The following is a 16680-nucleotide window of genomic DNA, read 5'->3' as shown; positions in this document are numbered from 1 at the left end:
CAACACATTTCCCGTGAACAGTAGTTTTTAGCCAAGGATGCAACAACGACAGAAACTATGCGCCACTGTCATATCCTGTCACCTTCTTTCAATTTCAGTGTTGTATATTTTCACCACTTTGTATTTGCAGCGACGTGGGGGCAGAACTAGATTGCCGCAGGGGTCAAGTCACGGTTGCCCGGAGCCGGCTTGAGCTGACGTGCTTCAGCTCAAGCCAGTCGCAGGCAGAGCCAGCCGTTAGCCGGGTCGATCCGCGCCCGGCCCGTCCAGGGTCAGTTGAACCCCGTAAGGGGGCGTATGGGAGAGTTGCGTGCAGGCTTTAGTTGCCGCGTCAGTCTGTGAAGGTGAAGCCTTGGCCCCGAACGGCGTGCAGCGGAACGACCATGTTGGACTTTTCAGCCCTGCGCCGCAGCCGGCTGGCGATGGTGTCGAGATGGGCGTAGTTGAAGTCGTAGACGTCCTCGCCCAGGGCTTCGACCAGCGCCCGACGCCCGACAATCTGCCCTCGCTCACTGAACAGGCGTCCGAGGAAATTCCTTTCGGAGGTGGTCAGCTTCAGGCTGTTTCCACGCCCATCGGAAAGCAGCCAGCCGCCCTGCTCGAGGCGCCATTCCTGCCTGTCCCTGTGCGATGCGGGTTGGCTCCTCTCGAGCCGCTGATAAAGCGCGGTCACCGTTGCCGCCAGTTCGCGAACGGCAATCGGCTTGACCAGATAGGCATCTGCACCGGTCTGCAGGCCGATCACCCGGTCCTCCACCGTGCCGCGCGCCGTGGCCATGATTATGCCTACCGGCTGGGAGGCACGCAGGTGCGCGGCAATGGACAATCCGTCTTCGTCGGTGAGCCCGATGTCGAGGATGACGACATCCGCCGGTCTGGCCGCATAAGACCGATAGAGGGTGGAGGCGCTGTCAAAGCCCTGCACATCCAGCCCCATCCGGGTTAGTCCTTCGACCATCTCCTCACGATAATCACCATCGTCATCGACCAGATAAACGATGGCGCTCGACGCCCCGTGCATCGACTTCCAACTCGATCCCAATCCGAAGGCCTCCATGACGCGCCGCTTTACCCATCGATTCCACGCATTGATTTTGTTGTCCATTGTGCTGGCGTGTATGGGCTGGTCAAAATCTGGTTGGGCGCTGGAGTTGGGGCCGACCGACGGCACAAAGGCGCCGGTGTCGCTCCGCGGCCAACTTGCCGTGCTCCAGGATACGTCAGGGGACATGACCATCGAGGATTTCGCGTCCGGCCGGTCTAGCGACCTGTTCATGCCGCTCGCCGCCATGGTCACGGAGGGTTACCGCCGCGGCGCAGTGTGGATCCGCTTTTCCCTTTCGGCACCCACCGCCCCGGGCGAGTGGATCCTTCAGATCGAGCGGCCCCTGATCGAAAGCGTCACGCTCTTTGGCCCAGACGCAACAGGCCGGCTGGCGCCGGTGCAGCCGGCTCCGCTCCCCGGCGGCGGCGAGGTGCGGCCCGCCTATCCGACGCTTTTTCCCATCGCCGTCGCAGCCGAGGACAACACCTATTATCTGCGGCTGGCCTCATCGACGTCTCTCACCACCGCCCTCAACATCTGGAAAGACGATGGCTATGAGAACTATCGAAATCTCGATCATTGGCTGATCGGCATCGTGATCGGCGCCGTGGCGGCAATGATATTTGCCAACCTGCTCTATGGCTACTTCCTCAGGGAATCGATCCACTTTGTCTATATCGCCGTGCTGGTCGAATCGGCGCTGCTGCCCATCTTCCATCTCGGTTATGCCAGCGAATTGCTCAGCGCGTTCCAACCCGCGCAGATCCACCTCAGCTGGGGCATCATTGTCTGCCTCTACAGCATCGTCATGGTCTGGTTCATGGGGCGCCTGTTCGAATTCCGCCGGCACAGCATCTGGGCCTGGCGCGCCATACAGCTCTTCATCGCCCTCAACGCCATTGCGCTGCTCTTTTCCCTTGCCGGGCGCTATGGCGATGTCGGGCTGTTCGTGTCGCGACTGCAGCAGATCTCCTACCTCTTCATCTCGGCGGTGGTGCTCTACCTGCTCATCGTTCGCCGGCAGCACCAGTATCTGTTCTCAGCCTTCGCATTTTCCGGCGTGATCATCGTCAGCCTGGTGATGCAAAGCCAGTATCTGGGCAGCAACTTTCTTGGCGTTGATAGCTCACTGGCCCGCTTCATGGCCATCGGCACCCTTGCCCATCTGGTGCTGCTCAGCGCCGCCGTTGCCCAGCGCGCCCGACAGGCCGAAGTCGATCTGGGCCGGGAGAAAGATCGCACCATTGCACTTACCCGGGCGGCTGAGCGTGACCTCACCATCAAAGTCGCGGAGAGAACCTCCGAACTCGCTACGATGAACGCCGCGCTTCAGCAGGAGGTGGAGCGGCGCCAAGAGCTAGAACTCAAGCTCAGGCAATCGCTCGTTTCCATCAACGATGCTCTCTCGGCCCAGCGCGATTTCGTCGCTTTGGTCTCCCACGAATTCCGCGCCCCCCTGTCGGTCATCGCAGCGGCTGCCGACAATCTTTCCATGTCGGCATCGGCGGGGGCGGACTATGTCGTCTCCCGCGCCGCAAAGATCCGCCAGACGGTGTCGCGGATGTCTCTGCTGATCGAAAACGTCCTTGCCGGCGAGCGTCTGGATTCGGGTCGAACGCGTGAGGCTGCCGAGCCCTTCGAGCTCAGCGAGGTTCTAGTGGCCGTTGTGGGCGGGCTCGATGACAGTGCTGCCGATCGGATCCAGCTGGCAGTCAACGGCAGTGGCATGGTGGCCGGCGAACGCAATCTCATCGAGATCGTCGTGCTCAACCTCATTCAGAACGCTATTAAATATTCGCCTGCGGCCAGCCCGGTCAGCGTCGCATTGGCGACCGATGGCGCCCAGGCCATCATCGATGTCACCGATCACGGCGGCGGCGTGGCGGACGAGCACCGCGATCTCATCTTCACGAAATACTATCGGGGGCACACTGCCGGCGTCAGCGGTTCCGGGCTGGGCCTGTTCATCTCCCGGGAGGTAGCCCGGCACTATGGCGGCGAACTCACTCTAGCCGCCAGCTCCGAAGACGGTTCAACCTTTCGCCTCGTGCTACCCATCTCGGGGCAGGCGGGAGCATAGCGCCTGCGCCTAAGCTATCTCGTAGGTGGAGGTGTACTCGGCGGGCCCTGGTGGCGAGAACCCAGTCGACTGCCTGTGCGGCTCCACACTGGGCTGCCGGCTGATGCGTTACATGCTACCCGGAATGCGCTTATTTCTCCGCGCCATTGATCAGGATCAACGGCTTGCCCCTGCAGCCAGCAAAAGAGGCCTCGATCATTTCACCGTTCGGTTGAAACGGCGAAATGCTCCAAGCGGCTGTGACGTTGCCCCTTGGGCCTCATCCAGTTTGAAGGAGGCTCTGGCCCCCCGACAAGGGCCAGAGATGAAGCCCAGCAGCTTCACCGAAGAGCAGATCATCGGGGTATTGAAAGAGTACGAGACTGGCGTTCCGGTTGCGGAGCTGTGCCGCAAGCACGGCGTGAGCAACGCCAGCTTCCACAAGTGGAAGGCCAAGTATGGCGGCATGGATGTCAGCGAGGCCAGGAAGCTGAAGGCGCTCGAGGACGAGACCCTGCTCCCATCGCTCCAGCAGGTCAGGGCGACGGTGGCGGCCTGGCGGGCCGACTACAACATCATTCTCCATAGCCTTCCCGCGCGTCGGTGGTCGAGCGGCTGCCCATCATGACGTCACGCGCTTCCTTGTCCATTTCCCCTATGCGGCTTCCTTGGTGCCGAGCGAGACCTTCAGTTCTGCGCCGATTTTGTGCTGAGCGATTCGTCCAGCGATCACGACGGTGACCGTCTGGCCCTTCGCGGGGCGCTTTATGTCCGCTGAGACGCGCTCGCGGTACCACCAGACGCCAGTCTTGGGATGACGGTGGGGATGAGGCATTGAGAGAACCATGTCGATCACCGCTGTGTATAACCGGCAAGCCGATTTGTGCAGCGACTCCAGATCGTTCTGGATAATCAACGGGAAAAATGGTGCTGTGAGAGAGGATTGAACTCTCGACCTCTCCCTTACCAAGGGAGTGCTCTACCACTGAGCTACCACAGCAGGGATCAGCGGGGAACGCTGTCCGGAACGCCGGGGTTACTGCCACAGGCCCGGCGTGTGTGCAAGCGAAAATCCGCCGCGATCGACGTTGGAGCGATCGGTTTCATCTTTGGCCATGACGCGCTAGTGTCTGGAGACTGCGTTAACCATAAGCCGCTACCATCCGCCTCATGAGCACATCGGACAGCGCCGCCGAGGGCGCACGCCAGCGCGAGCAAAGATTGGCCGCAAAGCTTCGGGAGAACCTCAAGCGCCGCAAGACCCAGGCCCGGGCCCGCGCCGAAGGCGGGGGACAGCCGGCCTTGGAGGAGGGCGAGGACCGCCTTCCGGGGCACAACGAGCCGCCGGGACCCGCGCCGCAGGATTGACCGCCGGGCGTTCGCCCATCACAAGGCCGGGCTTCGTCCCGCCAGCAGTTACGGGCGCTTCGCCCCAATACAAGGACCGTTCCATGGATCGCATTCGCCTCGTCGGCGGCAACAGTCTCAACGGCGAGATTCCGATCTCGGGCGCCAAGAACGCCGCGCTGCCGCTGATGATCGCCTCGCTCCTCACCGACGAGCCGCTTGTGCTCGAGAACGTGCCGCGCCTCGCCGACGTCAAGCAACTCGAGCGCATCCTCGAAAATCACGGCGTCGATATCGCTGTGCATGGCCGGCGCCGCGGCGCCGACCAGATGGACGGGCAGCGCATGACCTTCCATGCCGGCGAGATCGTCGACACCACCGCGCCCTATGAGCTCGTGTCCACCATGCGCGCGAGTTTCTGGGTCATCGGCCCGCTGCTGGCGCGGATGGGTGAGGCCCGCGTTTCGCTGCCGGGCGGTTGCGCCATCGGCACGCGGCCGGTCGACCTTTTTCTCTTCGCGCTCGAGCAGATGGGCGCCGAGATCGAGATCGATGGCGGCTATGTGGTGGCCCGCGCCCCGGCCGGCGGCCTGCGCGGCGCGCGAATCACCTTCCCCAAGGTCACGGTGGGCGCGACCCATACCGCGCTGATGGCGGCGACCCTGGCACGCGGCACGACCATCATCGAGAACGCCGCCCGCGAGCCCGAGATCGGCAATGTGGCGCGCTGCCTCGTGGCGATGGGCGCAAAGATCTCCGGCATCGATACATCAACCCTCACCATCGAGGGCGTCGACCGCCTGCATGGGGCCACCCATGAGGTGCTGCCCGACCGCATCGAGACGGGCACCTATGCGATGGCGGCGGCAATGGCCGGCGGCGACGTGCTGCTGCGCAATGCACGGCCAGAGCATTTGCAGGCAGCGCTCGATGCCCTCTCACAGGCCGGTGTGCATATCGGGGTCGAGGAACGCGGCATCCGCATTGCGCGGAATGGCAACGGCCTCCTGCCCGTGGATGTCGAGACCCAGCCCTTTCCGGGCTTTCCCACCGATCTGCAGGCCCAGTTCATGGCGCTGATGACCATGGCGGACGGCACCTCGCGCATTCGCGAGACCATTTTCGAGAACCGCTACATGCATGTGGCCGAGCTTGCCCGCTTCGGAGCCGACATCAAGGTCGAAGGCCAGGTGGCGACCGTTACCGGCAAGCCCACCCTCAAGGGCGCCCAGGTGATGGCGACCGATCTGCGCGCCTCGGTGTCGCTGGTGATCGCCGGGCTTGCGGCAAGGGGCGAGACCATCGTCAACCGCATCTATCATCTCGATCGCGGTTTCGAGCGGCTCGAGGACAAGCTGTCGCGCTGCGGCGCAGAGATCGAGCGGGTGGCTGGCTGATGGAGATGCCGCAGATGGAGCTTTATGACGATCATGGCACCGTGGCGTGGTGCGAATGCCTGTCGCGCGACCCCGAAGCCGCGATGGCCTTCTTTGCCGCAACGCTGGGCTGGAGCTTCGAGCCCTTCGACATGGAGGCCGCTCCCTACTGGCTCATCCATTCGGGCGATCACCTCGTGGGTGGGCTCGGCGGACTTGCTGCCGGCGATATCGAGACCGGCGAGAGCTACTGGCTGACCTCGATCGAGGTGGACAATGTCGATGAGCGCTGGGCTGCGGCCATGGAGGCGGGCGGCACGGCCATCCGCCCACCCCATGACGTGCCGGGCGTGGGTCGCGTGGCGCTCCTGCGTGATCCGACCGGGGCGGCCCTCGGTATCATGACCAGCGCGTCCGACGACGACGAATGATTGCGGCGGCGGCCGCGAGCTTGTAGATCGGGCGGGGCGTGCCAATATCTCGCGGGCTCCGCCACAAGACCCGGATGACGCCGATGACCGATCTCAAGCTGCTCGCGCTGGATCAGGACGACCTCGCGGTCGTGTCTGCAGCCACCCAGGATGCCGTGTTGCGCGTCAGCGACATGGGCTTTGCCAAGGCGGACCGGCGCTTCGCGCTGCTGATGAACCGCTTCGCCTGGGAGGCCGGCGACGCACGGGGCAGGGGGCAGCGCAAGCGCGCCGCCCTGCGCTTCGAACGGGTCGAGAGCGTCAAGGTTTCGGGCATCGACACCAATGCGCGCGACGGGGTGTTGTCGCTCCTCGCCATCGTGTGCGAAGAGACCGATGCGCCATCGGGGCATGTCGAGCTGCGCTTTGCCGGCGGCGGTACGGTTCGACTGGCGGTCGAAGTGCTCGAGGCGCGCCTCGAGGATCTCGGGGCCGCATGGGCCGCCCGCGGTCGCCCCAGCCATGATGTGCCCAACCACGATTTGGACCAAGCGAAGGCCTGATCCCCTTGTACAGACTTGACAGCAGCGACGGCGATTTCGCCGCCCGGTTCGAAGACCTGCTCGGCTCCAAGCGCGAAGCCAGCCAGGAGGTTGGCGACGCGGTTGCAGCGATCATCGCGGCGGTGGCGGATCGTGGCGATGGTGCGCTCATCGACTACACCGCGCGCTTCGACCGGTTGACGCTCACCCCCGAGGGCCTGAGGTTTTCCGCCGCGGAGATCGCGGAGGCAGGCAGGGCCGTGCCGCAGGCGGTGACCGACGCGCTGCGCTTTGCCCATGACCGCATCCGCGCGCACCATGAAAAGCAGAAGCCTAGCGACCATGTCTACGAGGATGCACTCGGCGTGACGCTGGGCACGCTCTGGAGCCCGGTGGAGTCCGTGGGGCTCTACGTGCCGGGCGGCACGGCGGCCTATCCCTCCTCGGTGCTGATGAACGCGGTGCCTGCCAAGGTCGCCGGCGTCGAGCGCATCGCCATGGTGGTGCCGACCCCAGATGGCGTGGTCAACCCGACGGTTCTGGCCGCTGCCAGTATCGCCGGCATCACCGAAATCTACCGCGTCGGCGGCGCGCAGGCGGTTGCCGCTTTGGCCTATGGCACGCAGACGATCGCGCCCGTCGCCAAGATCGTCGGGCCCGGCAATGCCTATGTCGCGGCGGCAAAGCGGCAGGTGTTCGGGCGCGTCGGCATCGACATGATCGCCGGCCCCTCCGAGGTGCTGGTGATCGCTGATCGCAGCGCCAACCCGGCCTGGATCGCCGCTGATCTTCTGGCTCAGGCCGAGCATGGCGGGGGCGCGCAATCGATCCTTCTCACCACCGACAGCGGCATCGCCGAGGCCAGCATCGCCGAGGTCGAGCGCCAGCTGGCGCTGCTGCCGCGCCGCGATATTGCGGCTGCCGGCTGGGCCGAATTCGGCGCGGTGATCACCGTGTCATCGATGGACGAGGCCATCGCGCTCGCCAACCGCATCGCCTCCGAGCATCTCGAACTGATGGTGGATCGTCCGCGCGATCTCTTGCCGCTCATCCGCAATGCCGGCGCAATTTTCCTCGGGCACCATACGCCCGAGGCCATCGGCGACTATGTGGGGGGCTCCAACCATGTGCTGCCGACGGCGCGTTCGGCGCGCTTTGCCTCGGGCCTGGGCGTGCTGGATTTCATGAAGCGCACCTCGCTGCTGGGCTGCGACCCGGGCAGCCTCGCCGCGCTCGCCGATGCCGCCGTGACCCTTGCAGGCACCGAGGGGCTCGACGCGCATGGCCGGTCCGTATCCATCCGGCTCAATCGCTAGCCGATGCGGCGGCCGCGGGAGTTCGATCGCAAGACCGACCGCATCGTGACGGTGACGCTCGACCCCTCGACCATCACCTCGATCAACCCCGACGAGGTGCATGAGTGGCGCATCGCCATCTATGACCTTGTCGAGGACAATTGCTTTGCCCCCGCCCGGGTGGCGGTGGGCGGGCCGTTCGCGCTGCATCTCTCGATCATCGGCAATTATATCGTGCTCGATGTGCGGCACCCCGAGACCTACGAGCCGATCGCGGCCCACTATCTCTCCCTGACCCCGTTCCGACGCCTGATCCGCGACTATTTTCGCATTCGTGACAGCTATTACGAATCGATCAAGATCGCGCAGCCCTTCCAGATCGAGGCCGTCGACATGGCGCGCAGGGCTCTGCACAACGAGGCGGCCGAACTGCTGCGCACGCGGCTCGACAACAAGCTCGAGATGGATCTCAACACCGCGCGCCGGCTCTTTACCCTCATCTGCGCGGTGCAGCCCTATGCCTCGCGCATCGACGAGCGGGAATCCAAGCTCCCCAGCGTGCTCTTCGTCTGTTCGATGAACTCCGTGCGGTCGCCCATTGCTGCGGCCCTGGCCCGAAGGCTTTATCCGGGCCGCATCATCGCCCGCTCGGCCGGGGTGCGCTCGGGCAAGGCCGATGGCTTCGTGCACGAGGTGATGGAAGAGATCGGCATCGACATGTCGGTGCACACCCCCCACACCATGGACGAACTCGTCGCCAACCGCTTCGATCTCGTTGTCACCCTCTCGCCCGATGCGCCCGAGGCGGTGGCCCGGCGCGGGCTCGAAATGGGAGACGAGGAGCACTGGCCGACCGCCGATCCCTCGCAGGTGGAGGGCAATCGCGAGGCGGTGCTTTCGGCCTATCGGTCGCTGCGCGACACATTGCATGCCCAGGTGCGACAGCGGCTCGAGCCGCTCGTGTCCGGTGGTTCACAAAGCGCCTGACTTGCTATAGGTTGCGCGCGAATTCCGATCCCCCATCGCGCCTGGAACGCTCCGTTCCGGGCCGGTGGTCTTTGCAGGAGAGACAATGGCTAAGGAAGAAGTGCTCGAGTTTCCGGGCGTGGTGACCGAACTGCTGCCCAACGCGACCTTTCGCGTGAAGCTCGAGAATGAGCACGAGATCATCGCGCACACGGCCGGCCGCATGCGCAAGAACCGCATCCGCGTTCTGGCGGGCGACAAGGTGCTGTGCGAAATGACGCCGTATGACCTGACCAAGGGTCGCATCACCTACCGGTTCAAGTAAGAGCCTAGAGGGAGAGATCGCCTTATGGCGAGCCGTCCGGAACTCATTCTCGCCTCGGCCTCGCCGCGTCGCCTCGCTTTGCTCAACCAGATCGGCATCGAGCCCGAGCATCTGGTCGCCGCCCATATCGACGAGACCCCGGAAAAAGGCGAGCTGCCGCGCAAGCTGGCGCAGCGCCTCGCAGACCAGAAGGCGCTTGCCGCCCAGCTCAAGGCCCGCGAATCCGGCTTTGCCGATACCGCCGTGGTCCTGGCTGCCGATACAGTGGTCGCCGTTGGCCGGCGCATCCTGCCCAAGGCCGAAACCATCGAGGAAGCCAGCGACTGCCTGCGGATGCTCTCGGGGCGTGCGCACCGCGTCTTTACCGGCGTGACCCTCATGACCCCGTCGGGCGCGCAGAAGCGCCGGCTGGTGGAAACGCGGCTGCGTTTCAAGCGCCTGTCCCCGCGCGAGATGGAGTCCTATCTCGCCAGTGCCGAATGGCGCGGCAAGGCCGGCGGTTACGCCATCCAGGGCATAGCGGGAGCCTTCGTGGTCAAGCTGACGGGATCGTATTCGAGCGTCGTGGGCCTGCCCCTGCACGAAACGGTGTCGCTGCTGGCGGGTGAGGGCTATCCCGTACATTTCAACTGGCTCAACCAGTCCACCCTGACGGCCGTCTGAGGCCGATGGGCGCAACCGTCATCACGCTGAAGCCGGCCCGGCCCTGTCCGATCTGCGGCAAGCCCGCGACCCAGGCCGATCATCCCTTCTGCTCGCCGCGCTGTGCCGATATCGACCTCAATCGCTGGCTGTCGGGAGCCTATGTCATCCCCGCCGCGCCGGTCGACGAGGATGGTGCGGATGAGGAGGCCGGCGCGGGGCCCGACGGCGAAGATCCGGACGTCTGAGCGCCGGTTTCCCGTGCAGCGCCAAGAGGTTGAGAAAACCGCCAATTGCCGCTTGCACACGACGCGCGACGCCCCTATAAAGCGCCCACTTCACCGCGCCGCACGGCGCTGGTTCGAGTGCCCGGGTAGCTCAGTTGGTAGAGCAGCGGATTGAAAATCCGCGTGTCACTGGTTCGATTCCGGTCCCGGGCACCACAAATTTCCCAACGGCTTCAATGTCTTGCGCGTGAACCCCTGCAACGGGCCTGGTGATGGCCCTATTGCAAGGGTTGGCTACGCGCGTAGGATCAGAAGCGCCAGCGGCGGGTGCGGTCGGCCTGGCCGATGCCGGTGAGGTAGCCAGCGGCGAAGGCGAGGCCGGCGATGGTCAGGACGGCGGTCGAGGTGACGATGGGGTTTTCCCGCGCCGCGTCGGCCACGGCCGAGGCTTCGTGCTGGACGTGCCGCACGGCCACGCGGGTGTTGTCGGCGACCGAATGGAGGCCCTCTTCGGCCTGTTCGAGCAGGTCTTCGCCGCGGTCGGCGAGGACGCTGGTGATTCGCTCCATCTGGGAGCGGAGCTCGGTGATCTGCTTTTCGATGTCGGTGATGCTGGTTTCGGCCATGACGCTGGTCCCCATTTGTATCGCACCAGAACGGCCTGGTGATCATGAGGTTCCGTGCAGTAGCGATTCAGTCGAGCGCGATGGCGCGCAATCCCTAGCGGTCCGGTTCACTCTCAGGAAAAGATCAGGTCTCGCGTGGATGAAGCTTCGTCAAGCCCGGTCTCGGCAGAGCGATGCCGTCCATCCTGGGAGGCAGTCACGGCGCTCTTACCGCTCGCTGTCTTCGAGCCGCAGCGCAGCGCGGGCGAACGCGTCCCCGTCCTGATCTCACTCTGGGCTGATCTGCCTGCCACCGAGGGATCGAGAAATTGTGCTCTTCCGATTATTGCTTTGAACAATATTTTCTGGCCAGCTGGAGAGGGGCTTGTGAGAATCGATTGCCCAAGTCACCCGATAAATTTGCCACGCGCCTAAAATAAATAACCTGAAAATATTAATAGCCATTCGACGGAAAGCCAAAAAGTGTTTGGATCTTTGTGTGATATTTATATCACGGATTTGAATATTTCTGGATTGGGGTGAAGTCCTTCGGACAAACCCTGCGCAACATGACACGCTACCGCTTTGGCAGTGCTCAGGCAGCAAGGAGCGCAAGATGGCGTGGCTTTCCGGATCGTTCGCATGCGTGCCTTTGTCTGTTCTTGCTATCGCAGGTTCACTGCCGATCGCCACGGCAGCTTTGGCGCAGTATGAAGTGGTCGAGACATTTGCCGTTCTGGCCGGTTCGACCGTGACCAACACCGGCACGAGCGTGATTTCGGGCAATGTCGGGGTCAGCGCCGGCACTGCGATCACCGGCTTTCCGCCCGGCATCGTAACGCCGCCCTTCACCTTCCACGCCAATGATGCCGTGGCCGTGCTCGCCCAGAGCCAACTCACATCGCTCTACAACGTGCTTCAGGGGCAGACGCCTGATCAGGACCTGACAGGGCAGGATCTGGGCGGCCTAACGCTCAATCCCGGCGTGTACAGCTTTGATCAAGGCGCAGGCCTCAATGGTACCCTGACGCTCGATGGCCTTGGCGACCCCAATGCCATCTTCATTTTCGTTATCGATGAGGCGCTGACCACGGGCAGCAATTCCACCGTGGCGCTGCAGAACATGGCGCAGGGCGGCAATGTCTTTTTCGTCGTCGGATCTTCGGCGACGCTGGGAACGTCCACGACATTTGCCGGCCAGATCGTGGCGTTGACGAGCATCACCCTTAATACATCCGCCACGATCAACTGTGGCGCGGCCCTTGCCCGCAATGGCGCGGTAACGCTCGACAGCAATACAATCGGCATCTGCGTTCTTGATGCTGGCACGTTCGGCGACGGTCTAGAAGACGAGGACACCACCGACAACGCGCAGGCCATTGCCGATGCCCTCGACGACTATGTTGCCGGCGGTGGCGTGCTTCCGCCCGGCTTTGCCATTCTGGCTGCCACGCTTTCCCCGACCGAACTTGCCGACGCGCTTGCCCAGCTTTCGGGCGAAGTCGCAACGGGCGTCAGCCCCACCATCGGGCAGGCAACGGATTCGTTTCTTACTCTGGTCAGTGGCGGTCGCGGCGGCGGCGGCGTTTCCGTGGCGCGGCTCGGCGACACCGGACCGTCGCGCGGCACGGTCAGCGTCATGGGCTATTGGCCCGATGCGGGCAATGGCGCATTTGACAGTTTCGATCCCGGTGCAGCGCCTTACGCCCCGCGCTGGGAAGCCTGGATGGCCGGCTTTGGCGGCGTGACGCTGGTCGATGCCGACGCCGAGAGCGGCGCCGCGGGCCGCACAGCCAATGACTATGGCGTCGCGTTCGGCATTGATCACCTCACAGCCGATACGCGCTTCGGCTTTGCGCTGGCGACCGGTGGCACCGATTTCCAAGTGGGCGATGGCATGGGCAGCGGTAGAACCGACGCGCTGCAGGCGGCCATTCATGCGCGCGCCGATTTCGAGACAGGCTATGTGTCCGGTGCGCTGGCCTATGGTTCCCATCAGGTGGAAACCGTGCGCACCGTGGATTTCGCCGGCATCGATCGCCTGACTGCCGATTTCGACGCCCAGGCGCTTGCCGGGCAGATCGAGGCTGGTTATCGGCTGGGCGTGCTCACCCCTTATGCAGCCGCACGGGCCCAGGCGGTCGCCACGCCCGCCTATGCCGAAGTCAGCGAATTCGGCACGGCGAGTTATGCTCTGGCTTTTGACGAAGCCGTTGCGATCAGCCTGCGCAGCGAAATCGGCGCCCGTCTGGAGTGGTCGACCGCGCTCGATGATGGTGCGGTGGTCACATTCGATGCCCGCGCCGCATGGGTCCATGAGTTCGAGACGGACGCCTCCCTTACGGCCCGCTTCATTGCCGTGCCTGGCGTTGCCTTCGAACTGGATGGCGCCCGGGCCGGTGCCGATTCCGCCGTGGTTTCGGCCGGTGCGCGGGTGCGCAGCGCCCAGGGGGTAATCCTTGCCGCAGCGATCGAGGGGGCCTTTGCCGCCAATGCGCAGAGCTATGGTGGCAGCCTGACGCTGGGATATGCCTGGTAAGAGGTGGAAAACACGGGGATAGGAACAGTCTTAACGACTTTTCGGTAGGATCGGAAAGTTGAGCCGGCCAGACTGCCGGAATGGTCAAAGTCAAATTCCGCCTCGCCCTGCACCTTTTCTGCCTGATGGCAGGCGTCCTGGCGCCCTCGGCGCCAGCCAGGGCCGCCGGGGTGATGGTTGCCTTTGCCGGCGCCGCGGCCCCGGGTACGGTCATTGTGAGAACGGGCGAGCGCCACCTCTATTTCGTCATCGGCGACGGGCGGGCCTTGCGCTACAGCGTCGGGGTCGGACGGTCTGAACGGCAGTGGACAGGCAGCACGGCGATCGAGGCCAAGTTCGTCGAGCCGAACTGGGCGCCGCCAGCGGCGATACGGCGCGACAATCCCGCCCTGCCGGCCGTGATTGCTGGCGGCTCGCCGGCCAATCCGATGGGCGCGGCGGCCCTGACGCTGACCGGTGGGGTTTATGCCATCCACGGTACCAACGCGCCCGGCTCAATTGGGGGATTTGTCTCCTATGGGTGCATAAGAATGCACAATTCCGACGTCATGGACCTCTTCTCGAGGGTCGGCGTGGGGACCCGGGTCCTCGTCGAACTCTGAGCAAGGGGTCTTGTGCGGCAAGGGCTTGCGCCCCGGACAGGGTTCGGTGAGAAGCTCAGCGGTATGAGCGCCAAACTCCATTCCGAACCGATGACGCCTGCAGCCGCGCAGTCGGTCCTTCTGGAAATTCTCCGTGACATAACAAGGCTTTGCGACGCCCATGAGGTGGAATATTGCCTGATCGGCGGCGCGTGTCTGGGCATTGTGCGCCATGAAGGGCAGTTCGTGCCCTGGGATGATGACATCGACATTTCGGTGCGCTCGGAGGATATGCCCCGCTTTGACAAGGCGATGGCCGACTTGCCCCCGCATCTGGTTTTCGAAGCCAGCGCGCGACTTGATTCGGGCCGCCGCATCTTCGACGGCCGCACGCGGGTGACTGAAGCCGGCCGGATGACCGATCGTGGGTTGGCAATCGATGTCGCGCCGATGCGCAACTGGCGCTCGGTCTGGCACAAGCGAATCGAGAATGGTGTGTCGCGCGTTGCACTTGCGGGAATAATGCCCGACTCCAGTGTCGCCTGGAAAGGCAGGGCCAAGCGGCTGTTGCGGCAGAGCGGATTATACAGGCCGCTCAAGACACTTGCCGATCTTGTGATCTACCCCTGGCTGCGCGCCGAGGATCGGGCGCTTTACGCAAGGGGCACGGGCATCGTCTCGGGATCGATCGGCATGGCGTGGAAGGGGCGCTACCCGCATGAGGTGGTGTTTCCCTTGCGGGACGCGGTGTTCTGTGGGGTCAAAGTGGCGGTGCCCAACCAGTTGGAGCGGTTTCTCGAGATCCGCTATGGCCTTGATTTTATGGAGCTTCCGCCCGAGAATAAGCGCTGGCGACATTTCGAGGCGGCGTATTGGACGGGGGACGAACGGCCGTGAGGGTTGCGACATTCGGGGCTTTCGACCTGCTCCATTATGGCCATATGCGGCTTCTGGCGCGCATCGCTGCGGACGCCGACCATCTGGTTGTGGGGCTTGCGAGCGACGCGCTGATCGGCGCGAACGGCAAATCCGCGCCCGTGTATTCCTATGAGATACGGCGCGAAATGCTGCTGCACACGCGCCATGTCGATGAAGTCGTGTGCCATGATGCTGTGCCCGACGGAACGGGGCGGGTGAAGCTCGTCCAGGCCAAGATCGACCTCGTCAGAACGCACGCGATCAACGCGGTGGTGATGGGCGATGACTGGCAGGGGCACTATGATTTTCTGCTGCCCTTTTGCGCCGTGCGCTACCTGCCGCGCACCAATGGGATATCGACGACGCTGATCCGCAGCGCCATTGCGGCGGGGCGCTGACCTCAGGGGCGCCAGTCGCGGATGGTGGCGAGGGTGCGCCCCGAGACCGAGGGGGAGACGCTGCAGCCGGGGGCGAGCATAAGGCCGGCCGGACCGGCGGCGGTGATGGCGTCGATGATCGCCTGGCGCAGCGCCGGAAGGCCGAGCCCGGTGAGGGCGGTCGTCGGCAGGCCGCCCATGACGGCCCGTGCGCCAGCCATGCGCAGGGCGGCGAGGCCCGGATTGGCCGGATCGTGATCATCGCAATGGATGATCTCGCGGGGATAGGCCGCGACCCGGTCGAGCGCGATGCCGCTGCCATGCACATGCAGGATGCGCGCGAGGCCTTCGGCATGGGCGAGGATGCGGATGTCGCCTGCCGATTGCAGGAGGTGGGCGTCGCCTTCGGCCCCGGAAGCCGCCGTGGTGGCAAAAAAGACGCCGAACACACCCTCGTCACGGAGGCGGTCGATGTGGCGGCACGTGGCATCGGTCAGCCGCACGAGCAGCACTTGGGCGATATCGGGCCGGGCGAGCAGCGCTTGGCGCTGGTCGCGCCCCAGATGACGCAGGAGCTGCATCCACGGGCTGTAGAGCGTATCGAACAGGGGAATTGAGGGGCCGAGATCGGCGCGCAGCCAGGCGATCACCTGCCTCTGGGCTCTAAACTGCGCGTCCCAGTCGGTGCCGGTGAGCAGCAGGCCCGGATCGATGGCGTTGCCGGTGAAGGCGGCATCGGGCAGGGCGATGCGGTAATCGGCCATGACCTTGAGGAAATCCCAGCCATAGGCGCGCTGGTAATCGGCGTGCAGCCGCGCCACCGCTTCGGGGGGCAGGTGCTCGCTGCCGAAATGGAACCAGACGCTGGCCGGAATGCGGTCTGTGCGTTCGCCGGCGATGATGGCCTCGAGCCGCTCGACGGGCGTCAGCGCCATGGTGATGATCTCACGCGTATCGGCCCCTTCGCGGCGGCGTTTGTCGGGATGGGCACTGCCGGGTGGACAGGGCCGGCAGCCCGGTTATTCTGGGACGGCAACGAACAGCAGGCGCGCGAGACCCGATGAAAAGCAACCAGCGCATCTATGGCATGAGCGTCGCCTCGGTCTATCCGCTTTACGTCACCAAGGTCGAGCGCAAGGGCCGGACCAGGGATGAGGTGGACAAGGTCATCTACTGGCTTACCGGCCATGATGCGGAGAGCTTTGGCCGGGTGCTGGAAGACAAGACCAGTTTCGAGGATTTTTTCGCCACCGCCCCGGCCATGAACCCGGCGCGCTCGGCCATCACGGGCACGATCTGCGGGGTGCGGATCGAGGAGATCGAGGAGACCACGATGCGGGAGATCCGCTATCTCGACAAGCTGGTGGACGAGATCGCCAAGGGCCGGCCCATGGAAAAGATTTTGCGGCAGCCCAAACAGCCATAG

General features: G+C 64.3%; 18 protein-coding genes, 2 tRNA genes and 1 pseudogene. 16 read left to right on the top strand and 5 right to left on the bottom strand.

The genetic code is table 11. From position 1 onward, the window contains the following. Positions 1 to 331 precede the first annotated feature (331 nt). Positions 332 to 1021, bottom strand: a complete 690-nt coding sequence (locus BT183_RS16830) for a response regulator transcription factor (protein ID WP_072345663.1) — start codon at positions 1019 to 1021, stop codon at positions 332 to 334. Here BT183_RS16830 and BT183_RS16825 point away from each other — a divergent pair. Together BT183_RS16825 and BT183_RS20305 are read left to right on the top strand one after the other, a co-directional pair. Further along, on the top strand, positions 999 to 3125 hold the full coding sequence (locus BT183_RS16825; RefSeq protein WP_084603622.1) for a sensor histidine kinase: 2127 nt from the start codon (positions 999 to 1001) through the stop codon (positions 3123 to 3125). The genes BT183_RS16830 and BT183_RS16825 overlap by 23 nt on opposite strands. A gap of 304 nt (positions 3126 to 3429) precedes the next feature. Continuing rightward, positions 3430 to 3615 (top strand): annotated as a pseudogene (locus BT183_RS20305) (transposase); the annotation flags it as partial. Positions 3616 to 3759: 144 nt separating this feature from the next. On the opposite strand, the gene BT183_RS16815 reads toward BT183_RS20305, so the two are convergent. After that, positions 3760 to 4020, bottom strand: coding sequence for a hypothetical protein (locus BT183_RS16815; RefSeq protein ID WP_072345653.1), 261 nt, complete (start codon positions 4018 to 4020; stop codon positions 3760 to 3762). A 9-nt stretch (positions 4021 to 4029) separates the two neighbouring features. After that, positions 4030 to 4104 (bottom strand) — tRNA-Thr (locus BT183_RS16810). 451 nt (positions 4105 to 4555) lie between these two features. Here BT183_RS16810 and murA point away from each other — a divergent pair. The 9 genes from murA to BT183_RS16760 all read left to right on the top strand — a co-directional run bounded on the left by murA (position 4556) and on the right by BT183_RS16760 (position 10450). Then, a complete protein-coding gene (gene murA / locus BT183_RS16800; protein WP_072345650.1) occupies positions 4556 to 5848 on the top strand; it encodes a UDP-N-acetylglucosamine 1-carboxyvinyltransferase in 1293 nt (430 codons plus the stop codon). Continuing rightward, positions 5848 to 6258 (top strand): VOC family protein, encoded by a 411-nt coding sequence (locus BT183_RS16795; protein ID WP_084603621.1) that lies wholly within the window; start codon positions 5848 to 5850, stop codon positions 6256 to 6258. The genes murA and BT183_RS16795 overlap by 1 nt, the downstream gene beginning before the upstream one ends. An 83-nt stretch (positions 6259 to 6341) precedes the next feature. Beyond that, positions 6342 to 6800 carry a DUF2948 family protein gene (locus BT183_RS16790; protein WP_072346321.1) on the top strand — a complete coding sequence of 153 codons (459 nt, stop codon included), beginning with the start codon at positions 6342 to 6344 and terminating at the stop codon, positions 6798 to 6800. After that, positions 6800 to 8095 (top strand): histidinol dehydrogenase, encoded by a 1296-nt coding sequence (gene hisD, locus BT183_RS16785; protein WP_072345648.1) that lies wholly within the window; start codon positions 6800 to 6802, stop codon positions 8093 to 8095. Before BT183_RS16790 ends, hisD begins: the two co-directional genes overlap by 1 nt. Positions 8096 to 8098: 3 nt before the next feature. Beyond that, positions 8099 to 9061, top strand: a complete 963-nt coding sequence (locus BT183_RS21225; RefSeq protein WP_072345646.1) for a UPF0262 family protein — start codon at positions 8099 to 8101, stop codon at positions 9059 to 9061. 85 nt (positions 9062 to 9146) lie between these two features. Continuing rightward, positions 9147 to 9365, top strand: coding sequence for a translation initiation factor IF-1 (infA, locus tag BT183_RS16775; RefSeq protein ID WP_035082742.1), 219 nt, complete (start codon positions 9147 to 9149; stop codon positions 9363 to 9365). A gap of 24 nt (positions 9366 to 9389) precedes the next feature. Next, complete coding sequence (locus tag BT183_RS16770; RefSeq protein WP_072345645.1) at positions 9390 to 10028, top strand: Maf-like protein; 639 nt, start codon at positions 9390 to 9392, stop codon at positions 10026 to 10028. Positions 10029 to 10033: 5 nt separating this feature from the next. Further along, a complete protein-coding gene (gene yacG / locus BT183_RS16765) occupies positions 10034 to 10255 on the top strand; it encodes a DNA gyrase inhibitor YacG (protein ID WP_072345644.1) in 222 nt (73 codons plus the stop codon). A 119-nt stretch (positions 10256 to 10374) separates the two neighbouring features. After that, positions 10375 to 10450: transfer RNA gene (locus BT183_RS16760), tRNA-Phe, on the top strand. Between the two features lie 92 nt (positions 10451 to 10542). Here the strand turns inward: BT183_RS16760 and BT183_RS16755 are convergent. Next, the gene (locus BT183_RS16755; RefSeq protein WP_143145857.1) at positions 10543 to 10860 is read right to left on the bottom strand and encodes a hypothetical protein; all 318 of its coding nucleotides are present in this window, start codon (positions 10858 to 10860) and stop codon (positions 10543 to 10545) included. Positions 10861 to 11455: 595 nt separating this feature from the next. On the opposite strand from BT183_RS16755, the gene BT183_RS16750 reads away from it, so the two are divergent. From BT183_RS16750 to BT183_RS16735, 4 genes are all read left to right on the top strand, one after another. Continuing rightward, complete coding sequence (locus BT183_RS16750; RefSeq protein ID WP_084603620.1) at positions 11456 to 13378, top strand: ice-binding family protein; 1923 nt, start codon at positions 11456 to 11458, stop codon at positions 13376 to 13378. An 80-nt stretch (positions 13379 to 13458) separates the two neighbouring features. Next, the gene (locus BT183_RS16745; protein WP_072345641.1) at positions 13459 to 13980 is read left to right on the top strand and encodes a L,D-transpeptidase; all 522 of its coding nucleotides are present in this window, start codon (positions 13459 to 13461) and stop codon (positions 13978 to 13980) included. A 63-nt stretch (positions 13981 to 14043) separates the two neighbouring features. Then, entirely contained in the window at positions 14044 to 14856 is an 813-nt protein-coding gene (locus BT183_RS16740; protein ID WP_084603619.1) for a LicD family protein, read from the top strand. Beyond that, complete coding sequence (locus tag BT183_RS16735) at positions 14853 to 15275, top strand: FAD synthase family protein (RefSeq protein WP_210185496.1); 423 nt, start codon at positions 14853 to 14855, stop codon at positions 15273 to 15275. The genes BT183_RS16740 and BT183_RS16735 overlap by 4 nt, the downstream gene beginning before the upstream one ends. A 2-nt stretch (positions 15276 to 15277) precedes the next feature. Here BT183_RS16735 and BT183_RS16730 read toward each other — a convergent pair whose 3' ends face one another. Then, positions 15278 to 16189, bottom strand: coding sequence for a uroporphyrinogen decarboxylase family protein (locus BT183_RS16730; protein ID WP_072345639.1), 912 nt, complete (start codon positions 16187 to 16189; stop codon positions 15278 to 15280). A gap of 125 nt (positions 16190 to 16314) precedes the next feature. On the opposite strand from BT183_RS16730, the gene BT183_RS16725 reads away from it, so the two are divergent. Beyond that, positions 16315 to 16680, top strand: coding sequence for a DUF2200 domain-containing protein (locus BT183_RS16725; RefSeq protein WP_072345638.1), 366 nt, complete (start codon positions 16315 to 16317; stop codon positions 16678 to 16680).

The sequence above is a fragment of the Devosia enhydra genome, from assembly GCF_900119845.1.
In the GTDB taxonomy this organism is placed as follows: domain Bacteria; phylum Pseudomonadota; class Alphaproteobacteria; order Rhizobiales; family Devosiaceae; genus FPKU01.
The sequence above is the reverse complement of the archived record's forward strand: the minus strand, read 5'-3'. Positions and strand labels throughout refer to the sequence as shown.